Origin of the sequence: Streptomyces sp. CA-249302 (genome assembly GCF_050936785.1) — a bacterium.
Lineage (GTDB): Bacteria > Actinomycetota > Actinomycetes > Streptomycetales > Streptomycetaceae > Streptomyces.
This window is the reverse complement of record NZ_JBNJMG010000001.1, coordinates 1,290,381-1,306,058: the sequence shown is the minus strand read 5'-3', so window position 1 is coordinate 1,306,058 and position 15,678 is coordinate 1,290,381. Positions and strand designations below refer to the sequence as shown.

Below are 15,678 nucleotides of genomic sequence, written 5' to 3'. Positions count from 1 at the left end.
CCCGGTACAACACGAGGATCACTCCGGCGCCGCCTCCGCCGGGCAACCGCCATGCGTGGTTACGACGGCCTCTTCCGCGCCGCCGTATGGGTGCTCCTGGCCCTCCTCCTCGTCACCCTGGTCGGCCGGCTCGCCGGGCTCGGCGGCCGCCCGGACGCCATCGTCGGGCCCCGGCTCCAACCACCGGGCTCCGGCTGGCTCCTGGGCACCGACAACCTCGGCCGCTCCCTCCTGCCCCGTCTCCTCCAGGGCATCGGCACCACCCTGCTGCTGTCGGCCCTCGCGGTCACCTGCACGGCCGTCATCAGCACCGCCCTCGGTGTCCTCGCCGGCTATCGGGGCGGCCGTACCGCCGAGATCGTCCTGCGGATCGGGGACATCCTGTACGCCTTCCCCGCCATCGTCCTGGCCGTCCTGGTCGCCGCCGTCCTCGGCCCGGGCCGCACCGCCGCCCTGGCCGCGATCGTCCTGGTGACCGTCCCGCTGATGACCCGCATGGTCGGCATCGCGGCCCGCGCGGTCGCCCGCCGCGAGTTCGTCACCGCGGCCCGGATCAGCGGCGTCCGCGCCACGACGATCATGCTCCGGCACATCCTGCCCAACGTCGCCGGCACCGTCGCCGTCCAGGGCACCTACGCCCTGTCCGTCGGCATCCTCGTCGAGGGCGGCCTCAGCTTCCTCGGTTACGGCGTCCAACTCCCGGACGCCTCCCTGGGCCTGCTCATCCAGGAAGGCGGCCTCTACATGGTCGGAGCCCCCTGGCTGATCGTCGCCCCCGGCGTGGTCCTGGTCGCCGCCATCATGGCGATCAACCTCATCGGGGACAGCCTGCGCGACCGCTTCGAACCCCGAGAGACGAGGTCGCTGACATGACAGCACCGCCACCGGAGACCGTCGTCGGCACGACCGCACCGCTGTTGGAGATCGAGGACGTCGTCGCCGAGTACCGCACCGGCAAACGGACCGTCCGCGCGCTCGACGGCACCTCCCTCACCGTCCACCGCGGCGAGACCGTCGGCATCGTCGGCGAGTCCGGCTCCGGCAAGTCCACCCTCGGCCTGCTGATCGGACGCCTGCTGCCCAGGGCCACCGTGGTCCCGCGCGGCCGCGTCCTGCTCGACGGCGAGTCCGTCCTCGACCTGCCCACTGACCGCCTGGTCGCCCTGCGCCGCGAACGGCTGGCCTTCGTCCCGCAGGACCCCGTCGGCGCCCTCGACCCGACCCTGCGCATCGGCCGCCAACTCGGGCTCGCCCTGCGAGGGTTCGCGGCGGACCCGGCCGCCCTCCTCGAAGGCGTCCGCATCCGCGACCCCGAACGCGTCCTGCGCCTCTACCCCCACCAGATCTCCGGGGCATGGCCCAACGCGTCATCGTCGCCATGGCGATGGCCCGCAAGCCCGATCTCCTGATCGCCGACGAACCCACCGCCGCCCTCGACAGCCAGGTCCGCGAGGAAGTCCTCCGCCTGCTGTTCGGCCTCGCCGCCGAACACGGCACCACGGTGCTCTGGCTCAGCCACGACCTCGGCGGAGTCGCCCGCCACTGCGAACGGATCGCCGTCATGTACGGCGGCCGGATCGTCGAGGACGGACCCACCGCTCAGGTCCTCGCCGCACCCCAACACCCGTACACCGACGCTCTGTCGGCGGCCGACCCCGCCCGGGCGAAGGACGGCACCCGGCTGCTCACCATCGTCGGCACCCCACCCGTCCTCACCGAGGGCGAACCCGGCTGCGTCTTCGGCCCCCGCTGCCCGGCGGCGACCGACGACTGCGCCACCACGCGCCCTTCGGCTCGCGAGGTCGAGGGCCGCACGGTCCTGTGCCACCACCCGGCAGGCGCACCACTGGCGAAGGAGGACGCCCGATGAGCGAGGATCCGGTCCTCGAACTCGACGCCGTCTCCGTGGTGTTCAAGCACGTCACCGCCATGGACAAGGTCGGTTTCAGCATCGCCGCCGGTGAGACCCTCGGACTGGTCGGAGAGTCCGGCTCCGGCAAGACCACCACCGGCTCCGTCGCCCTGGGACTGCGCAAGCCCACCTCCGGCACGGTCCGCTTCCCCTACGGCGGCCGCCGTACCCGCGCCGGAGAGGTCCAGGCGGTCCTCCAGAACCCCCACTGGTCCCTTAACCCCCGCCTCACCGTGGCCGATTCGGTCGCCGAGCCCCTCGCCGCCGTCAAGGGCGCCCGACTGCGCACCCACCACCAGGCTGCCCTGCGCATCCTCGACCAGGTCGGCCTGCCCGCCTCCTACGGCGAGCGCCTCCCGCACGAACTCTCCGGCGGCCAGCGCCAACGCGTCGCCATCGCACGGGCGTTGATCACCCACCCGAAATTCATCGTCTTCGACGAGGCGGTCAGCGCCCTGGACGTGTCCGTGCAGGCCCAGATCCTCAACCTCGTCCACGACCTCCAGACCGAACACGGCTTCGGCGCCCTGTTCATCTCCCACGACCTCGCCGCGGTGCGCTACCTCGCCCACCGAGTGGCGGTGATGCGCGCCGGCGCGATCGTCGAACTCGCCGACGCCGAACGCTTCTACGCCACCCCGCAGCATCCCTACTCCCGACAGCTCCTGGAGACGCTATGACGCTGACCGAGCACCCGGCACCGGCCGCCGGCCGGGTCATCCCGACCCCCTCCTTCGGACCGGCCGAGAGCAACGACGACCTCGACCTCGTGCCGCGGCCCAGCCCCGGCGCGGGCACGGTCGAGTTCGACTTCCCCGGCGTCGAGGTGGGCACCGCCCAGTACACGGAGGGCCCCACCGGCACCACGGTCCTCCATGTCCCGGCCGGCGCCCGCATGTTCATCGACGAACGCGGCGGCGCCATCGGCCTCTCCTACGGCGACAAGCAGTACGCCCACGCCATCTGCCTCTCGGGCGGCTCCCTGTACGGCCTCGGCGCCTGCGCCGGAGTCGCCGACGAACTGCGCGCCCGCGTCGACAACAAGGTCGGCTGGAACGACCTCAAGTGCGTGTCCGGCGCGATCATCTACGACTTCGCCGCCCGCGCCAACGCCGTCGTCCCGGACGCGGCCCTCGGCCGGGCCGCCCTGCGCATGGCCGAACCCGGCCGCGTCGCGGTCGGCCGCGCGGGCGCCGGGATCAGCGCCTCCGTCGGCAAGATCGACTGGTCACGCTGCGAGTTCTCCGGACAGGGCGCCGCCTTCCGGCAGATCGGCGACATCCGGATCCTCGCCGTGACCGTCGTCAACGCCGTCGGTGTCATCGTCGACCGCGACGGCACGGTGGTCCGCGGCAACTACGACCCCGCCACCGGCACCCGCCGCCTGCCCCACCTCGACTACCAGGCCGCGTTCGCCGGAGACGGCCCGACGGCCGCGCCCGGCAACACCACCATCTCGGCGCTGATCACCAACGTCCGCCTCGACGACCGGGCGCTGGAGCAGCTCGGCAGACAGGTGCACGGCTCCATGCACCGGGGCATCCAGCCCTTCCACACCAACCTCGACGGCGACACCCTCTTCACCCTCACCACCGACGAGGTCGACCTGCCGACCGCCCCCTCCCGGATCGGCGCCCACGCGATCAACTCCGTAGGCCTGGGCGCCGTCGCGGCCGAGGTGATGTGGGACGCGATCCTGAGCAGCACCCGGTGATCGCCCGCCACCACACCGACACCGCCGACCCGGCGGAACGCGGCCACGCCCTCGGCGTGGCCGACCGGACCCGCATCCGCACGAGCATCACCGAATACCGGCGGCTCTTCGAGGCCGTACAGGTCGATCCGGCCGTCCTGCCCTCGTACGGCGATCAGGCGGCCGAGGAGATACGGCGCTGGGCCCCCGCCCTGCACACGGAGCTGGCGGCGCTGGCCCGGGGCGCCGACGTGCCCCTGTGGCAGCTCGGCATGCTCAACGCCCGCACGGAGATACTCGCCACCGTCGGCGCCACCGCCGACGGCGAATGCACCACCGCCGTGTACGTCGGCGGGCCCGGCGCCCCGCACACCATCCAGACCTGGGACTGGCACGAGGAGTTCGCCGGGACCAGGACCCTGGTTCGGCATCCTGGTGTGCGGACCTTCACCGAGGCCGGAATCCTCGGCAAGATCGGCCTCAACTCGGCAGGTCTCGGGCTGCACTTCAACATCCTCAGCCACGCGTCGGACGGTGAGCGGATCGGCGTACCCGTGCATGCCGTGGCCCGCCGGATCCTCGACGAGGCCACCACGATCGCCGAAGCCGTGGACATCGCCCGCTCGGCCGACGTGTCGGCGTCCACGGTCCTGACCGTCGTGACGTACGACGGACGGCACGGTGACGCCGTCTGCGTGGAACTCAGCCCGGCCGGCACCGCCGTACTGCCCCCGGACGCCGACGGACACCTCCTGCACACGAATCACTTCCTCGACCCCCGCCTGGCCACCGGCGAACTCGCCGTGAGCACCGCCGGCACCTACCCCCGCCTCCAACACATCACCGCCGGACGGAAGTTGCTCGCCTCGCCCGACCCGGCCCACTGGGCCGAGCTGCTGCACGCGCACGAGAGCGACGGCGCCCCCGTGTGCTGCCACCCGCAGCCGGGCCTGCCGTTCCACCAGCGCTGGCGCACCCTGCTCACGGTCCGCCTCGACCTGGCCGAGGGACGGCTCGCCTGCCACGCGGGCGGTCCGTGCACGGCGGGGGAGGAGTCGGCGTGGGAGCACTTCTGACGCCTCGTCTGGAGGCGCTCTACCGCTACCCCGTGAAGGGCATGCCGGGCCAGTCGCTGCCCCACGTACACCTCACGGCGGGCCAAGGCCTGCCGCTGGACCGGGCGTTCGCGCTGACGGAAGGCGCGACACCGGTCGAGCCGAACGCGCACGGATGGATCTCCAGCGAGCTGCTGCTGCGCCTGCGCAAGCACGCCGAACTGGGCTTGTGCCGACTGGAGATGGAGCCGGACGCGGTACGCCTCACGGCTCCTGACGGCCGCGAGGTGCGGATCCCACTCGACGACACGGAGCCGCTCCCGCCCGGCCGACTCGGCGAGGCGGGGCTGCTCCCGCCCGGTCCCCTCGGTGAGTCGGGTCGTCCGCTCGGCGACCCACGGGCGCTCCCGCCCGGTCCCCTCGGCGACGCCCGCCTGGTCCGTCCCGGTGCGGCCCTCTGGGACTGGTCCGACGCGCCGCTGTCCGTCATCAACCTCGACACGGTGGAGGCGCTGGCGCGGGCGGCCGGCGTCCCCGTCGACCCGCTCCGCTTCCGCGCCAACCTGTACGTCTCCGGCCTGGGCGCCTGGCGCGAGCTGGACCTGCCGGGTGCGCGGGTCCAACTGGGCGAGGCGGAGCTGGAGTTCACCTTCCCCACCGAGCGCTGCCGGGCCACGACGGTCCGGCCCGGGACGGGCGTGCGCGACCTGAACGTCCCCGCCCTGCTCGCCTCCCGCTTCGGCCACCTGTACTGCGGGATGTACGCGAAGGTCGTACGCGGCGGCCGGATCGAGCCGGGCGACCGCCTCGTCGACCGCGGCCGGGCCCCCGCCGAGCCCCGCTACACCGCCCGCCTGGCCGAGCCGGGTCGCCCCCGGTACGCCGAACTGATCCGGCGCACGGACGAAAGCCTCACGGTCACCACCTTCGCGTTCCGCGATCCGGCCGGCGGGACGGGCTGCCGACCCGGACAGCACCTCCGCCTCCATCTCGCCGACGAGACAGGCCCGTTGTGGCGGTGCTACACCCTCACCGGCACCACCGAAACCGAACTGCGCATCAGCGTCAAGCGCGTCCCGGACGGCCGCGTCTCGGCCCGCCTGCACACTCTGCCGGCCGGCTCCCAGGTGCTCCTGTCGGGACCGTACGGCGAAGACCTCACCACCTCCGACGCGCGCCGTCCCCTCCTGCTGGCCGTGGCGGGCATCGGCATCACGCCCGTACTGCCCGTCCTGCGCGCCCTGTTGGACGCCAGCCCCGAGCGACCGGTCACCGTACTGAACGTCGTCCGCACGAGCGCGGAGACCCCGCTGTGGGAGGAGGCACTCGCCCTGCTGGCGAAACTCCCGAACGCCGCGGCACGCCTGTACGTCACCGACCCCGGCCCCGGACTGCCGTACGGCGCCCGCGCCGGCCGCCCGACCACCGCCGAACTGCGGGAGCTTGCGGCCGACGGCACGGTGGAGGCGTACCTCTGCGGCCCACAGGGCTTCGTCGACACCGTGCGCACGGCACTGCTGTCCGTCGGCGTCCCCGCCGCAGCCGTACGCGACGAACGCTTCCTCTCGCCCCGCCCGGTGTCCCTCGACGAGCGTCCACCACCCGAACCCGGCCCGTTCACCGTGCACTTCACGGCGAGCGGCACCCGCACCACCTGGACCGCCGACAGCGGCACCCTCCTCGACACGGCGGAGTCGGCAGGCCTCGGGCTCCCCTCGGCCTGCCGCTCGGGAGCCTGCGGAACCTGCCGCAAGAGCGTCACCGGGACGGTCGCCCACCTGACCGACCCGACCGCCCAACTCGACGCAGGCGAGGCGCTGTTGTGCTGCGCGGTGCCGGTCGGGGACGTGGCGGTCCATGGATGAGCCGCAAGCGTCTCCTGTCCCCCTTCCGGCTGGATTCTTCGGAGGAGGTCCAGCGTCGAGGCGGTCGCGGGATGCGCTTCCGTGCCCGAGCGGACCAGCGCTTCGATGGTGCGTCCAGGGTGGGGCAGGGGCAGGAGGATCGTGCGAGCGGGTCGTTGACGAGTTCGACGGCCGTGGTGCCCGTTGGCTGAGGTGTGCCGAGCAAGCGGTACTGGTAGGAGATCACCACGTCCAACCGCCGTTGCCGCAGCAGCGGCAGAGCGTTGTCCGGAAGAATGGATAGCTTGACTTGTTATTTCACCTTCGATCACACTTTGGCCCGCTCGCCCTCACAGGTTGCTTCACTGAGGCCGCCCAACGGGGGAGGGGCGAATTGACGCGCGATGTCCTCGTGGCCGTGCAAGGGGATGTCCACGGAAGGGAAACACGATAGTGCCGGCGTTCGAGGAGACGGCGACGACGCTGGTCGGCAGGGCAGTTGAGCTGGCACGGTTCGACTCGGTGATCGGCGGTGTGGGGCAGGACGGCCGGCCCGCCGTGATCGACGTCGTAGGCGACGCAGGCATGGGCAAGAGCCGACTGCTCAGCGAATTCTGCGCGCGGGCCCGGCAGCGGGGCCCGGCCGTGCTGCGCGGCAGGGCCACCGAGTACGAACTGCACACCCCCTTCCAGGTGTTCACGGACGCGTTCGTCGACGCCGATCCGGCCTTCCTCGCCTCCGACGCCGTACCCGAGGCGGCGGCACCCGTCCTGTACGGCACGCCCGCGGCACTGCACTCGGCACCGGGCACGGGCGTCCGCGACCGCTTCGGTCTCCACCGCGCCCTCGCCGACGTGCTGACCACGCTCGGGGAGCAGAGCGGTCTGGTGATGGTGCTGGACGACCTGCACTGGGCGGATCCCGCGTCCCTGGAGCTGCTGGACCACATGATCCGGCACCCGGTGCGCGGACGGGTGCTGCTGGTCGTCGCCCGCCGCGAACGGCAGACGGCGCCCTCCCTGGACGCCGCGCTCATGCGGGGCGTCGACAGCGGAGCCGTACTCCGGATGAGGCTGCGACCGCTGGACGAACAGGAGTCGATCGAGGCACTGGCCCCGGATCTGCCGGCCGGCGACGCCAGGGAGATCCACGACGCCAGCGGGGGCAACCCGCTCTACCTCCACTGTCTCCTGCACGCCCACCGGCAGGGTGTACGGCGGGACACGGCCGCCCACGGCCACGCCGGCACCACGACCGGGACACCGAGCGGACTCGCCGCGCTGCTCCTGGAGGAACTGACCGCGCTGCCGGCCGTACAACGTCGTACCGTCGAAGCGGTGGCGGTCCTCGGGGACCATGCCACGCCCGCCATGGTGAGTCTGACGACCGGGAACCCCACGGCGGCCGAACTCGACGACCGTATCGGCGCGTTGGGGCGGCGCGATCTGCTGCGCACGGGATCCGACGGCCGGTGGACCCTGCGCCATCCACTGCTGCGGGCGTCGGTCTACGAGCACACGCCCGCGTCCCGCCGTACCGAGATCCACCGCACCGCCGCGGCCGAACTGGCCCGCACCGGCGCCCCCGCCGCCGAACGCGCCCACCACGTGGAGAGATCCCTGACGGGCTGGGATCCAGCGGCGGCGGCCGTACTGAGCGAGGCCGCCGCCCAGTTCGCGCACACGGCGCCGGCCACGGCCGCCCATCTCCTGGACGTCGTCCTGCGGATCATGCCCGCCACGGCCGCCCACGCCCGGCGCCGCGGCGAGCTGACGCTGGCGCGGGCGCGAGCGCTCGGGGTGGGCGGCAGCCTGCGGGAGAGCCGGGACCTGCTGCACGCGCTGATCAGCGGCCCGGGCGAGGACGACGCGTCGCTGCGCGGGGACGCGACGGCGCTGTGCGCCATGATGGAACGTCACCTCGGACACTCCCCGGAAGCCCTCGCCCTGCTCCAGCGGGAACTGGCCCGCACGCCCGGCCCCGAGCCGCGCCAGGCGGTCTCACTGGGCCTCGCCCTCGGCATGGCGGCCCTCAACACCGTCTCCTACGCCGACGTACGCGACGACATCGCGCGGACCCTCGCGGTGGCCCGTGCGCACGGCGATCTCCGGGGAGAGGCAGCGGCCCTGGCGCTGGCGTCGCTGGGCGAGGCCTACGAGGGACAGGCCGCCGCGGCCGGCCGGCTCGCCGACGCCGCGGCCGGGCTGGTGGACGGCTTCACCGATCCCGCCGTCACGGAGGCGTCCGAGTCGCTGGTCTGGCTGGCCTGGGCGGAAGCCGTGCTGGAGCGCTACGCCGACGCGGAACGCCACGCGGACCGGGGGCTGGAGGTCGCCCGCCGCAGCGGTCAGGTCCATGTCCTTCCTCATCTGCTGACCGGCAAGGCCTTCGTACAGCTCACCACCTGCCGTCTGACGGCCGCTCTGGAGTCGGCGGAGGAGGCGGAATCCGTCGCACGGGCCATCGGCAGCAGCGACCTCCTGGCCTTCACCCTGTGCTTCAAGGGACTGACCCTCCTGCTGTCCCGCCCCTGGGCGACACGGCCGGCCTGACGACCGCGGAGGAGGCCGTGGCCGCGGCCGGCGGAAGCGCGCACTGGTGGGCCTCGCTGGCCGGATGCATGCTCGGCCACACGGCCCTCGTCGGCGGCGAGCCGCACCGGGCCCAGCACGCCATCCTGACGGCGGGCGGCCCCGACCTGCTGAAGCTCCAGCCCTCGACCCGCCCCGGCCAGCTGGAGACCCTCGTCGCCACGGCCCTCGCGACCGGCGACGCCGATCAGGCCGAGCGCTGGGCCGCGCAGGCGGTCGCGGAGGCCGAACGGATGGGGCTGCACGGCCAGCGAGGAGCGGCACTGCGCGCCCGGGCGGCGCTCGCCCAACATCGCGGAGACCCGCACAAGGCCGCCCACCTCTTCGAACGCGCCGCGCGGGCGTACGCACCCTCGGGGGCGACGCTCTGGGAGGCGTACTCCCTGCTGCTCGCCACCACCCAGGCACAGGCCGCGGGAGACGCCCGGCACGCCGCCGCCCTGTGGAGACGGGCCCACCGCCTCCTCGCCGACGGCGGCGCACAGCTGCTGACCGACCTGGCCGCGATCGTGCGCCCACCGGGCGAGGAAGCGGTGCCCGGGCCGACGGGACCCGACCGCCTCGCCACGGGACCGGAACAGCTGCTGCGCGAACCGCCGGGCACGCCCACGGAGCTGGACCAACTGACCAGACGGGAAAGGGAGATAGCCGATCTCGTCGCCGAAGGGCTGAGCAACCAGGCCATCGCCACGAAGCTGTTCCTCAGCAGCCGCACGGTCGAGAGCCACCTGTCGGCCATCTACCGCAAGACCGGACTGCCTTCCCGGTCGGCACTGGCGGGCCTGGTGACACGCGCCGCCCTCAGCCGACGGACCGCACCGGCCCCACAGCCACTGTTCTTCGAGACGGGACACCCTCCCGCTGGGCACGGCAGTTGAGTAGTTCCACTGATGGCGGCGTTGGGACGCACTCCGCTCGGGGATTGGGGGACTCGAGTCGTGAGCAACCTCAGACCCACTCCACCTCCGTCGGGTCCGTACCGGACGCCACCTGGGCGAGGATCGCGAACCCCGTGGCGGAGGCCTCGGCCAGGTGCATGCTCTGCCGCAGCCGGCCGTCGGCTCCCACCGAGACACGGCCGCGCGGCCCGGTCAGCGTGAGACCCCGCAGCGCCCGGGAGACGTCCCCGCCGCGCGGCGACCCCGCCTCCCGCGCGGCCCGGGCGAACAGGTGCAGACCCTCGTACGCCGACTCCGCCAGCGCCGACGGCGACGGCGCCCAGGGGCCGAAAACGGCCCGGTAGCGGCGTAGGAAGCCGGTGTTCTCCGCCGTGTCCAGGGCGGAGAAGTACGGCAGGCAGGACCAGACCCCGCTGCCTGCCGCGCCCAGATGCTCAAGGGTGCTCTCCTCCAGCAGGGGCGCGAGGGTACGGACACGGCGGCGCAGCCCCGCGGCGTGGAACCGCCGCTCGAAGTCGACCGAGCTCCACCCCACCAGGCTCGACAGCACGAGTTCCGCGCCGGACGCCTCGATGTCCTCCAGCACGTCGTCGAACGACGACTCGCCGATCCCGACGAGACGCTCGCCGACGACACCGCCGCCGAAGTGCTTCGCGATGCGGCGGCCGTGCGTGCAGACGGCCCGCGGCCAGGAGTAGTCGTTGCCGATCAGGTACCAGGAGCGGCCGCCGCTCTCGCGCATCAACGCCGGGACGGCCTCCGCCAGTTGGTCCGCCACCGACTCACCGAGCCGGAACAGCGTGCCGTTCTGCACGCGGCTGCCCTCGTTCGCGGCGGTGTAGAGATACAGCAGGCCCGATGCCCGCGCGTAGCGGCTCACCGCGTTGAAGGTCGCCGAGCTGTGGACGCCCACCACGGCTGCCAGGCCGCCCCGCCGGTCGAGTTCCTGCAGCCGAGCCAGCCCCGTGGCGGCATGGGTGGGATCGTCGATCACCTCGATCCGGACCGGCCGGCCGCGGATGCCGCCCTCTGCGTTGATCTCCTCGGCCGCCAGCGCCGCGCAGTTGGCGGCGGCCCGGCCGAACAGGCCGGCGCTCCGCGACAGGCTCGTCAGAAGGGCGACACGCACCCCGGCCCTGCGGGAGTTCGTCCCCGCGCAGGACGCGCCGGCGGTACGGCTGCTGCGCGAGGCCGGTGCCGTCATTCTGGGCAAGGCCAACATGCACGAGCTGGCGCTCGGCGTCACCAGCAACAACCAGGCGTTCAGCCCGGTGCGCAATCCCCACGACCTCAGCCGCTTCGCGGGTGGCAGCAGCGGCGGGGTCGCCGCGCTCGTCGCGGCCGGAGTGGTGCGCGCGGGCCTGGGCACCGACACCGGCGGCTCGGTACGGGTGCCCGCCGCCGTCACGGGCACCTGCGGGTTCCGTCCCACGCTCGGGCGCTACCCGGGAGAGGGCGTGACGCCGCTGTCGAGTACCCGGGACACCATCGGTCCCATGGCGCGCCGGGTCGCGGACCTGGTTCTGCTGGACGAGGTACTCAGCGGTGACGACACCCCGGTCGCCGCCCGGCCGCCGGGCTCGATCCGGCTGGGTGTGCCGACCGGTCACCTCACCGGGCGGCTGGAGGACGAGGTCGCCGTCCGGTGGGAGGCGGCCCTGCGTGACCTTGCGCGGGCCGGCGTGTCACTGGTCCCGGTCGATGTCGGCTCCTTCACCGAGGGCGAGTTCGAGACCGGTATGGCCATCGTGCTGTACGAGACCCGGGTGGAGCTGTCCGTCTACCTGTCGAAGTACCGGCCGGAGACGGACCTCACCGCGCTCACGGCCCTCATCGCCGGCTCCGACGTGCGCGGCGTGTTCGAGAACTGTGTCGTCGACGGGGCCCCGGCCCTGGTCTCCGAGGACGTCTACCGCGAGTGCCTGGACCGCTGGCGACGACTGCGTACGGCCTACGCGGACACGTTCGCCGTACACGGCCTGGACGGCCTGGTCCTCCCGACCACCCCGGCCACCGCCCTGGACCTTGCCACCTGTGACCAGGGCATGGTCCTGTGCGGAGAACCCGTCGACACCTTCGCCACCTTCATCCGCAACACCGGCCCGGCCAGCGTCATCGGCGCCCCTGGTCTGAGCATCCCCATGGGCGTGGCGACCAACGGTCTGCCGACGGGTCTGGAGATCGACGCCCGCGTCGGAGCCGACCGCGAACTGCTCGCCCTCGGGCTGACCCTGGAAGAGATCTGTGGCTGAGGCTTCCCGTGGTTCGGTGCGTGTCCGCAGAGGAGTTGGAGTCCAGCGCGGCTGTCGTCGTCCCGCGGTCGGGGCGAACAGGCGGAATGCGTGGTCGGCTACGTGGTTCCACTGAGGCGCCGTCACTCGAGTCGCGCCTACGTTCGGGGTGTCGGACAGAACAATCGGTGTTGAGGGGATTGAGTGACAGGCAACGCCCAGGTGGTACGGGGGAGTTGGGTGACCTTGCTGGTGGCGGGAAGCCTGCTGACGGGGTGTTCGGGCCAGACGACGGACAAGGGAGCGGTGCGGGAGAGCACTTCGGGGACAGCCCCTTCTTCGGCCAGTGCCCAGGCCGACGCTTCGCCGAGTGCCACCGCGACCCCGTCGGGGTCCTCGTCCGCCGCCTCCGCCGTCTTCACGCCGGATGCCTCCCTGGTGCCCAAGACCTCCAAGGACGGGCGTCGCCTGACCGATTCCGTCGTGCTCGCCCCGGGCGACTGGGGTCGGGGTTACGTCGCCCAGGCTCCGGCGGTGAGCACTCCGGGTACGTGGGCTGTGCTGGACAAGGACTGTCATTGGGAGCGGGAGAAGCTCCCCCATGGGGTGTTGGCGAGCACGTCCCGCTACAGCAGGTTGCCCGCGGGTGCGGGCAAGGGGGCCGTGAGGGTGACGGCCGTGGCCACCGTGCACGGCTCGGTCCTCGGCGCCGACGAGCAGTTGAGCACCACTCTCGAGGAAGTGCTGCGCTGCCCGGAGCAGTTGCCGCGGTCGGAGGAACGGATCACGGGTCTGATGTCGCTGGGTACTCCCTTCGGCGCCCGCGAGCAGGAGTACGCCGACGACTCCGTGCTGGAGGCCGGCACCTATGTCGGGAGCGGCGGCTCCGGACAGCCGTACCGCTGGATGGTCGCCCGCCTCGGCACGGTCGTCGTGGCCGTCTCCGTGACCGGTGGCGCCGGGAACACCGAGCAGGATCTCAACGAACTCGGCAGCAAGGCCCTCGCAAAGATGCTGACGCGCATCGAGCAGCGGCTGAAGGGGAATTGATGGAACCGCTGCGTACCACCGATCCCGCCAAGCTGGCGGACTACCGGCTGCTCGGGCGGCTCGGCGCGGGCGGGATGGGTGTCGTGTACCTGGCCCGCTCGGCCGGCGGAACTCTGGCGGCGCTGAAGGTGATTCAGGCCGAGTACGCCGAGGACGGGGACTTCAGGGAGCGTTTCCGGCGCGAGGCGGAGACGGCCCGGCGGATGACCAGCCCCTGGGTGGCGTCCCTGGTGGACGCGGACCCCGAGGCGGCTCAGCCGTGGCTGGCCACCGCGTTCGTGCCCGGCCCCTCGCTCGGCGAGGCCGTCGCCGAGTACGGGCCGCTGCCGGTGCGCGGCCTGCGGGTGCTGGGGGCGCGGCTCGCCGAGGCGTTGCGGGAGATCCACGCGGCCGGGCTCGTCCACCGGGACGTCAAGCCCGGAAACGTGCTGCTGGCCCTCGACGGGCCCCGGCTGATCGACTTCGGTATCGCCCGCGACCCCGAGGACACCGCGCTCACCTCGACCGGTGTCGTCGTCGGTACGCCCGGATTCCTGCCGCCGGAGCAGGCACGTGGCGCGGGGGTTCCCGGACCGGCCGGCGATGTCTTCTCGCTGGGGTGTGTGCTGGCCTTCGCCGCCACGGGCCGTCCTCCGTTCGGGACCGGATCGCTCGACGCCCTGCTGTACCGGACGGTGCACGACACTCCGGACCTCGACGGCGTGCCGGCGGAACTGGCCGGGGTGGTGGGTGACTGTCTGGAGAAGGAGCACGAACTGCGGCCCACCGCCGGGGAATTGGCGGAGTCCCTCCTGGGTGCCGTACCCGCCGTACCCGTCCGGCCTCTCCCGCCCGCCGATCCGCGGGAGGCTCTGCGGGCGATACGCCCTCCGGCAGTCGCGGATGAGACGCCCGTCGGCGAGGAGCAGGCCGTCGGGCCCGGCGATGAGGGTCGGCCCGTCGTCCCCGGCGATGAGGAGCAAGGCGTCGGTACTGCCGACGAAGAGCCGTCACCCGGACCGGATACCGAACGGCCGCTCGACGAAGAGGCCTGGCTGCCCGAGCCGTTGGTCCGGATGATCGCGGAGCGTTCGGCCGCCGGGCTCGCACTGCCCGCCATCGACGAGACCGAGGTCGCCACCGAGTCCGCCGGCACCACCCCGACGGGCACCACGGCCGCGCAGCCCGCGGGCCGTGCCGTCGGCAGACGCCGATTCCTGCTCCTGGCCGGGGGCGGGGCGGTCGTCGCGGCCGGGGGCGGGCTGGCGGCGTGGGCGGCACTCGACCGGAACGGCGGCGAGAACCGCGAGGCCACACCGGCGGACTCCCAGCCCCTCTACACCCTGGGCCTGCACGCCGATCTGACGGGTGATCAGAAAGACGTCGGCCGTGCGCAGGAGCGGGGTCTGCGGCTCGCGGTCCACGAGTTCAACTCCCGTGCGTCCGCGCCGTTCTCACTCGCCGTGAAGACGGTGGACGACGGCGGTGATCCGGCCCGGGCCCTCGCGGCGGCCAAGGAACTCGTCGCCGACCGTTCCGTGCTGGCGGTGATCGGTCCCACCACGGACGCCACCGCCCTGGCCTCGCTGGCGACATACGACGCCGCGTCACTGCCGCTGCTCGCAGTGACGCCCGGGGCCACCACGCTGACGGTGCTGGGCAGCCGGTCCTTCCTGCACGCACGGGTGACGGACACGATCCTGCCCTTCTACCTGGATGCCTACCTGCGGGGTACGGCGAAGTCGCGCACGGTCGGGATCGTGGACGACCGGGCGGCGGACGCCTATGGCTGGGAGATCAGCAGCACCCTCGCCAACATTCTGCGCAAGGTCCCGTTGCCGGCCGTGCCCAAGGTGGTCAGCGCCCTGCGCACCGACTTCGGGCCGACCCTGGACGCCCTGCTGGCCGGGGGCGCCGACTCGGTGGTCTTCGCCGGTTACCACGAACGGGCCGCGCTGCTGGCCCGGGAGCTGCACCGACGTGACTTTCCGGGTGCGAGGGCCGCCGCCCAAGGAGTGCTCGACGCACGGTTCCTGTCCGCGGCCGGCGACGCGGCGGACGGCTGGACGATCGTCGCCCCGGCGATGGACGCCATGGTGGCGCCGGAGGCGAAGGCGTTCCGGGCCGCGTACCGCGAGCTCTTCGACGCGGAGCCGGAGCGGTACGCCGTGGAGACGTACGACGTGGCGCAGTTCGCCGTGAAGACACTGCGGTCACTGAGCATCAAGAGCCGCACCCGGCAGAACCTGACCACGGCGCTGCGAGCGGGGTCGTACACCGGGATCGCGCGGAACCTCGCGTTCAACAAGGAGACCGGGGCGCTGGTGATCGACGGCAGCGGGGTCTACCTGTGGCGGGTCGAGGGCGGCCGGTTCGCCTACCAGGGCGTGGCGCCGTATCAGGTGTCCGCCTGATGGGATCAG

General features: G+C 72.8%; 13 protein-coding genes. 12 read left to right on the top strand and 1 reads right to left on the bottom strand.

The window, feature by feature from the left end; genetic code table 11:
- The first annotated feature begins 51 nt into the window (after positions 1 to 51).
- The 9 genes from ACQEWB_RS05860 to ACQEWB_RS05820 all read left to right on the top strand — a co-directional run bounded on the left by ACQEWB_RS05860 (position 52) and on the right by ACQEWB_RS05820 (position 9,974).
- The gene (locus tag ACQEWB_RS05860; protein ID WP_432827751.1) at positions 52 to 873 is read left to right on the top strand and encodes an ABC transporter permease; all 822 of its coding nucleotides are present in this window, start codon (positions 52 to 54) and stop codon (positions 871 to 873) included.
- Complete coding sequence (locus tag ACQEWB_RS05855; RefSeq protein WP_432827749.1) at positions 870 to 1,409, top strand: ATP-binding cassette domain-containing protein; 540 nt, start codon at positions 870 to 872, stop codon at positions 1,407 to 1,409. Before ACQEWB_RS05860 ends, ACQEWB_RS05855 begins: the two co-directional genes overlap by 4 nt.
- The gene (locus tag ACQEWB_RS05850; RefSeq protein ID WP_432827747.1) at positions 1,355 to 1,870 is read left to right on the top strand and encodes an oligopeptide/dipeptide ABC transporter ATP-binding protein; all 516 of its coding nucleotides are present in this window, start codon (positions 1,355 to 1,357) and stop codon (positions 1,868 to 1,870) included. The genes ACQEWB_RS05855 and ACQEWB_RS05850 overlap by 55 nt, the downstream gene beginning before the upstream one ends.
- Positions 1,867 to 2,592, top strand: coding sequence for an ATP-binding cassette domain-containing protein (locus tag ACQEWB_RS05845; protein WP_432827745.1), 726 nt, complete (start codon positions 1,867 to 1,869; stop codon positions 2,590 to 2,592). The genes ACQEWB_RS05850 and ACQEWB_RS05845 overlap by 4 nt, the downstream gene beginning before the upstream one ends.
- Positions 2,589 to 3,626 (top strand): P1 family peptidase, encoded by a 1,038-nt coding sequence (locus ACQEWB_RS05840; RefSeq protein ID WP_432827743.1) that lies wholly within the window; start codon positions 2,589 to 2,591, stop codon positions 3,624 to 3,626. Before ACQEWB_RS05845 ends, ACQEWB_RS05840 begins: the two co-directional genes overlap by 4 nt.
- Positions 3,596 to 4,681 carry a C45 family autoproteolytic acyltransferase/hydolase gene (locus ACQEWB_RS05835; protein WP_432827741.1) on the top strand — a complete coding sequence of 362 codons (1,086 nt, stop codon included), beginning with the start codon at positions 3,596 to 3,598 and terminating at the stop codon, positions 4,679 to 4,681. Before ACQEWB_RS05840 ends, ACQEWB_RS05835 begins: the two co-directional genes overlap by 31 nt.
- Entirely contained in the window at positions 4,666 to 6,525 is a 1,860-nt protein-coding gene (locus ACQEWB_RS05830) for an MOSC domain-containing protein (protein WP_432827739.1), read from the top strand. The genes ACQEWB_RS05835 and ACQEWB_RS05830 overlap by 16 nt, the downstream gene beginning before the upstream one ends.
- A 432-nt stretch (positions 6,526 to 6,957) precedes the next feature.
- Positions 6,958 to 9,057: an AAA family ATPase gene (locus ACQEWB_RS05825; protein WP_432827737.1), complete on the top strand. Its 2,100-nt coding sequence runs from the start codon at positions 6,958 to 6,960 to the stop codon at positions 9,055 to 9,057.
- Positions 9,000 to 9,974: a response regulator transcription factor gene (locus tag ACQEWB_RS05820; RefSeq protein ID WP_432827735.1), complete on the top strand. Its 975-nt coding sequence runs from the start codon at positions 9,000 to 9,002 to the stop codon at positions 9,972 to 9,974. Before ACQEWB_RS05825 ends, ACQEWB_RS05820 begins: the two co-directional genes overlap by 58 nt.
- Before the next feature lie 70 nt (positions 9,975 to 10,044).
- On the opposite strand, the gene ACQEWB_RS05815 is transcribed toward ACQEWB_RS05820, so the two are convergent.
- A complete protein-coding gene (locus ACQEWB_RS05815; RefSeq protein ID WP_432827733.1) occupies positions 10,045 to 11,199 on the bottom strand; it encodes a substrate-binding protein in 1,155 nt (384 codons plus the stop codon).
- Between ACQEWB_RS05815 and ACQEWB_RS05810 the strand changes: the two genes are divergently transcribed.
- The 3 genes from ACQEWB_RS05810 to ACQEWB_RS05800 all read left to right on the top strand — a co-directional run bounded on the left by ACQEWB_RS05810 (position 11,132) and on the right by ACQEWB_RS05800 (position 15,669).
- A complete protein-coding gene (locus ACQEWB_RS05810) occupies positions 11,132 to 12,247 on the top strand; it encodes an amidase family protein (protein WP_432843655.1) in 1,116 nt (371 codons plus the stop codon). The genes ACQEWB_RS05815 and ACQEWB_RS05810 overlap by 68 nt on opposite strands.
- 183 nt (positions 12,248 to 12,430) lie before the next feature.
- Positions 12,431 to 13,276, top strand: a complete 846-nt coding sequence (locus ACQEWB_RS05805) for a hypothetical protein (RefSeq protein ID WP_432827731.1) — start codon at positions 12,431 to 12,433, stop codon at positions 13,274 to 13,276.
- Entirely contained in the window at positions 13,276 to 15,669 is a 2,394-nt protein-coding gene (locus ACQEWB_RS05800; RefSeq protein WP_432827729.1) for a bifunctional serine/threonine-protein kinase/ABC transporter substrate-binding protein, read from the top strand. Before ACQEWB_RS05805 ends, ACQEWB_RS05800 begins: the two co-directional genes overlap by 1 nt.
- Positions 15,670 to 15,678: the final 9 nt, after the last annotated feature.

Excerpts from the sequence above, each read along its gene's own strand:
- ACQEWB_RS05860 (WP_432827751.1), top strand. The coding sequence starts at position 52 with ATGCGTGGTTACGACGGCCTCTTCCGCGCCGCCGTATGGGTGCTCCTG.
- ACQEWB_RS05840 (WP_432827743.1), top strand. The coding sequence starts at position 2,589 with ATGACGCTGACCGAGCACCCGGCACCGGCCGCCGGCCGGGTCATCCCG.
- ACQEWB_RS05850 (WP_432827747.1), top strand. The coding sequence starts at position 1,355 with ATGGCCCAACGCGTCATCGTCGCCATGGCGATGGCCCGCAAGCCCGAT.
- ACQEWB_RS05855 (WP_432827749.1), top strand. The coding sequence starts at position 870 with ATGACAGCACCGCCACCGGAGACCGTCGTCGGCACGACCGCACCGCTG.
- ACQEWB_RS05800 (WP_432827729.1), top strand. The coding sequence starts at position 13,276 with ATGGAACCGCTGCGTACCACCGATCCCGCCAAGCTGGCGGACTACCGG.
- ACQEWB_RS05815 (WP_432827733.1), bottom strand. The coding sequence starts at position 11,199 with ATGACGGCACCGGCCTCGCGCAGCAGCCGTACCGCCGGCGCGTCCTGC.
- ACQEWB_RS05845 (WP_432827745.1), top strand. The coding sequence starts at position 1,867 with ATGAGCGAGGATCCGGTCCTCGAACTCGACGCCGTCTCCGTGGTGTTC.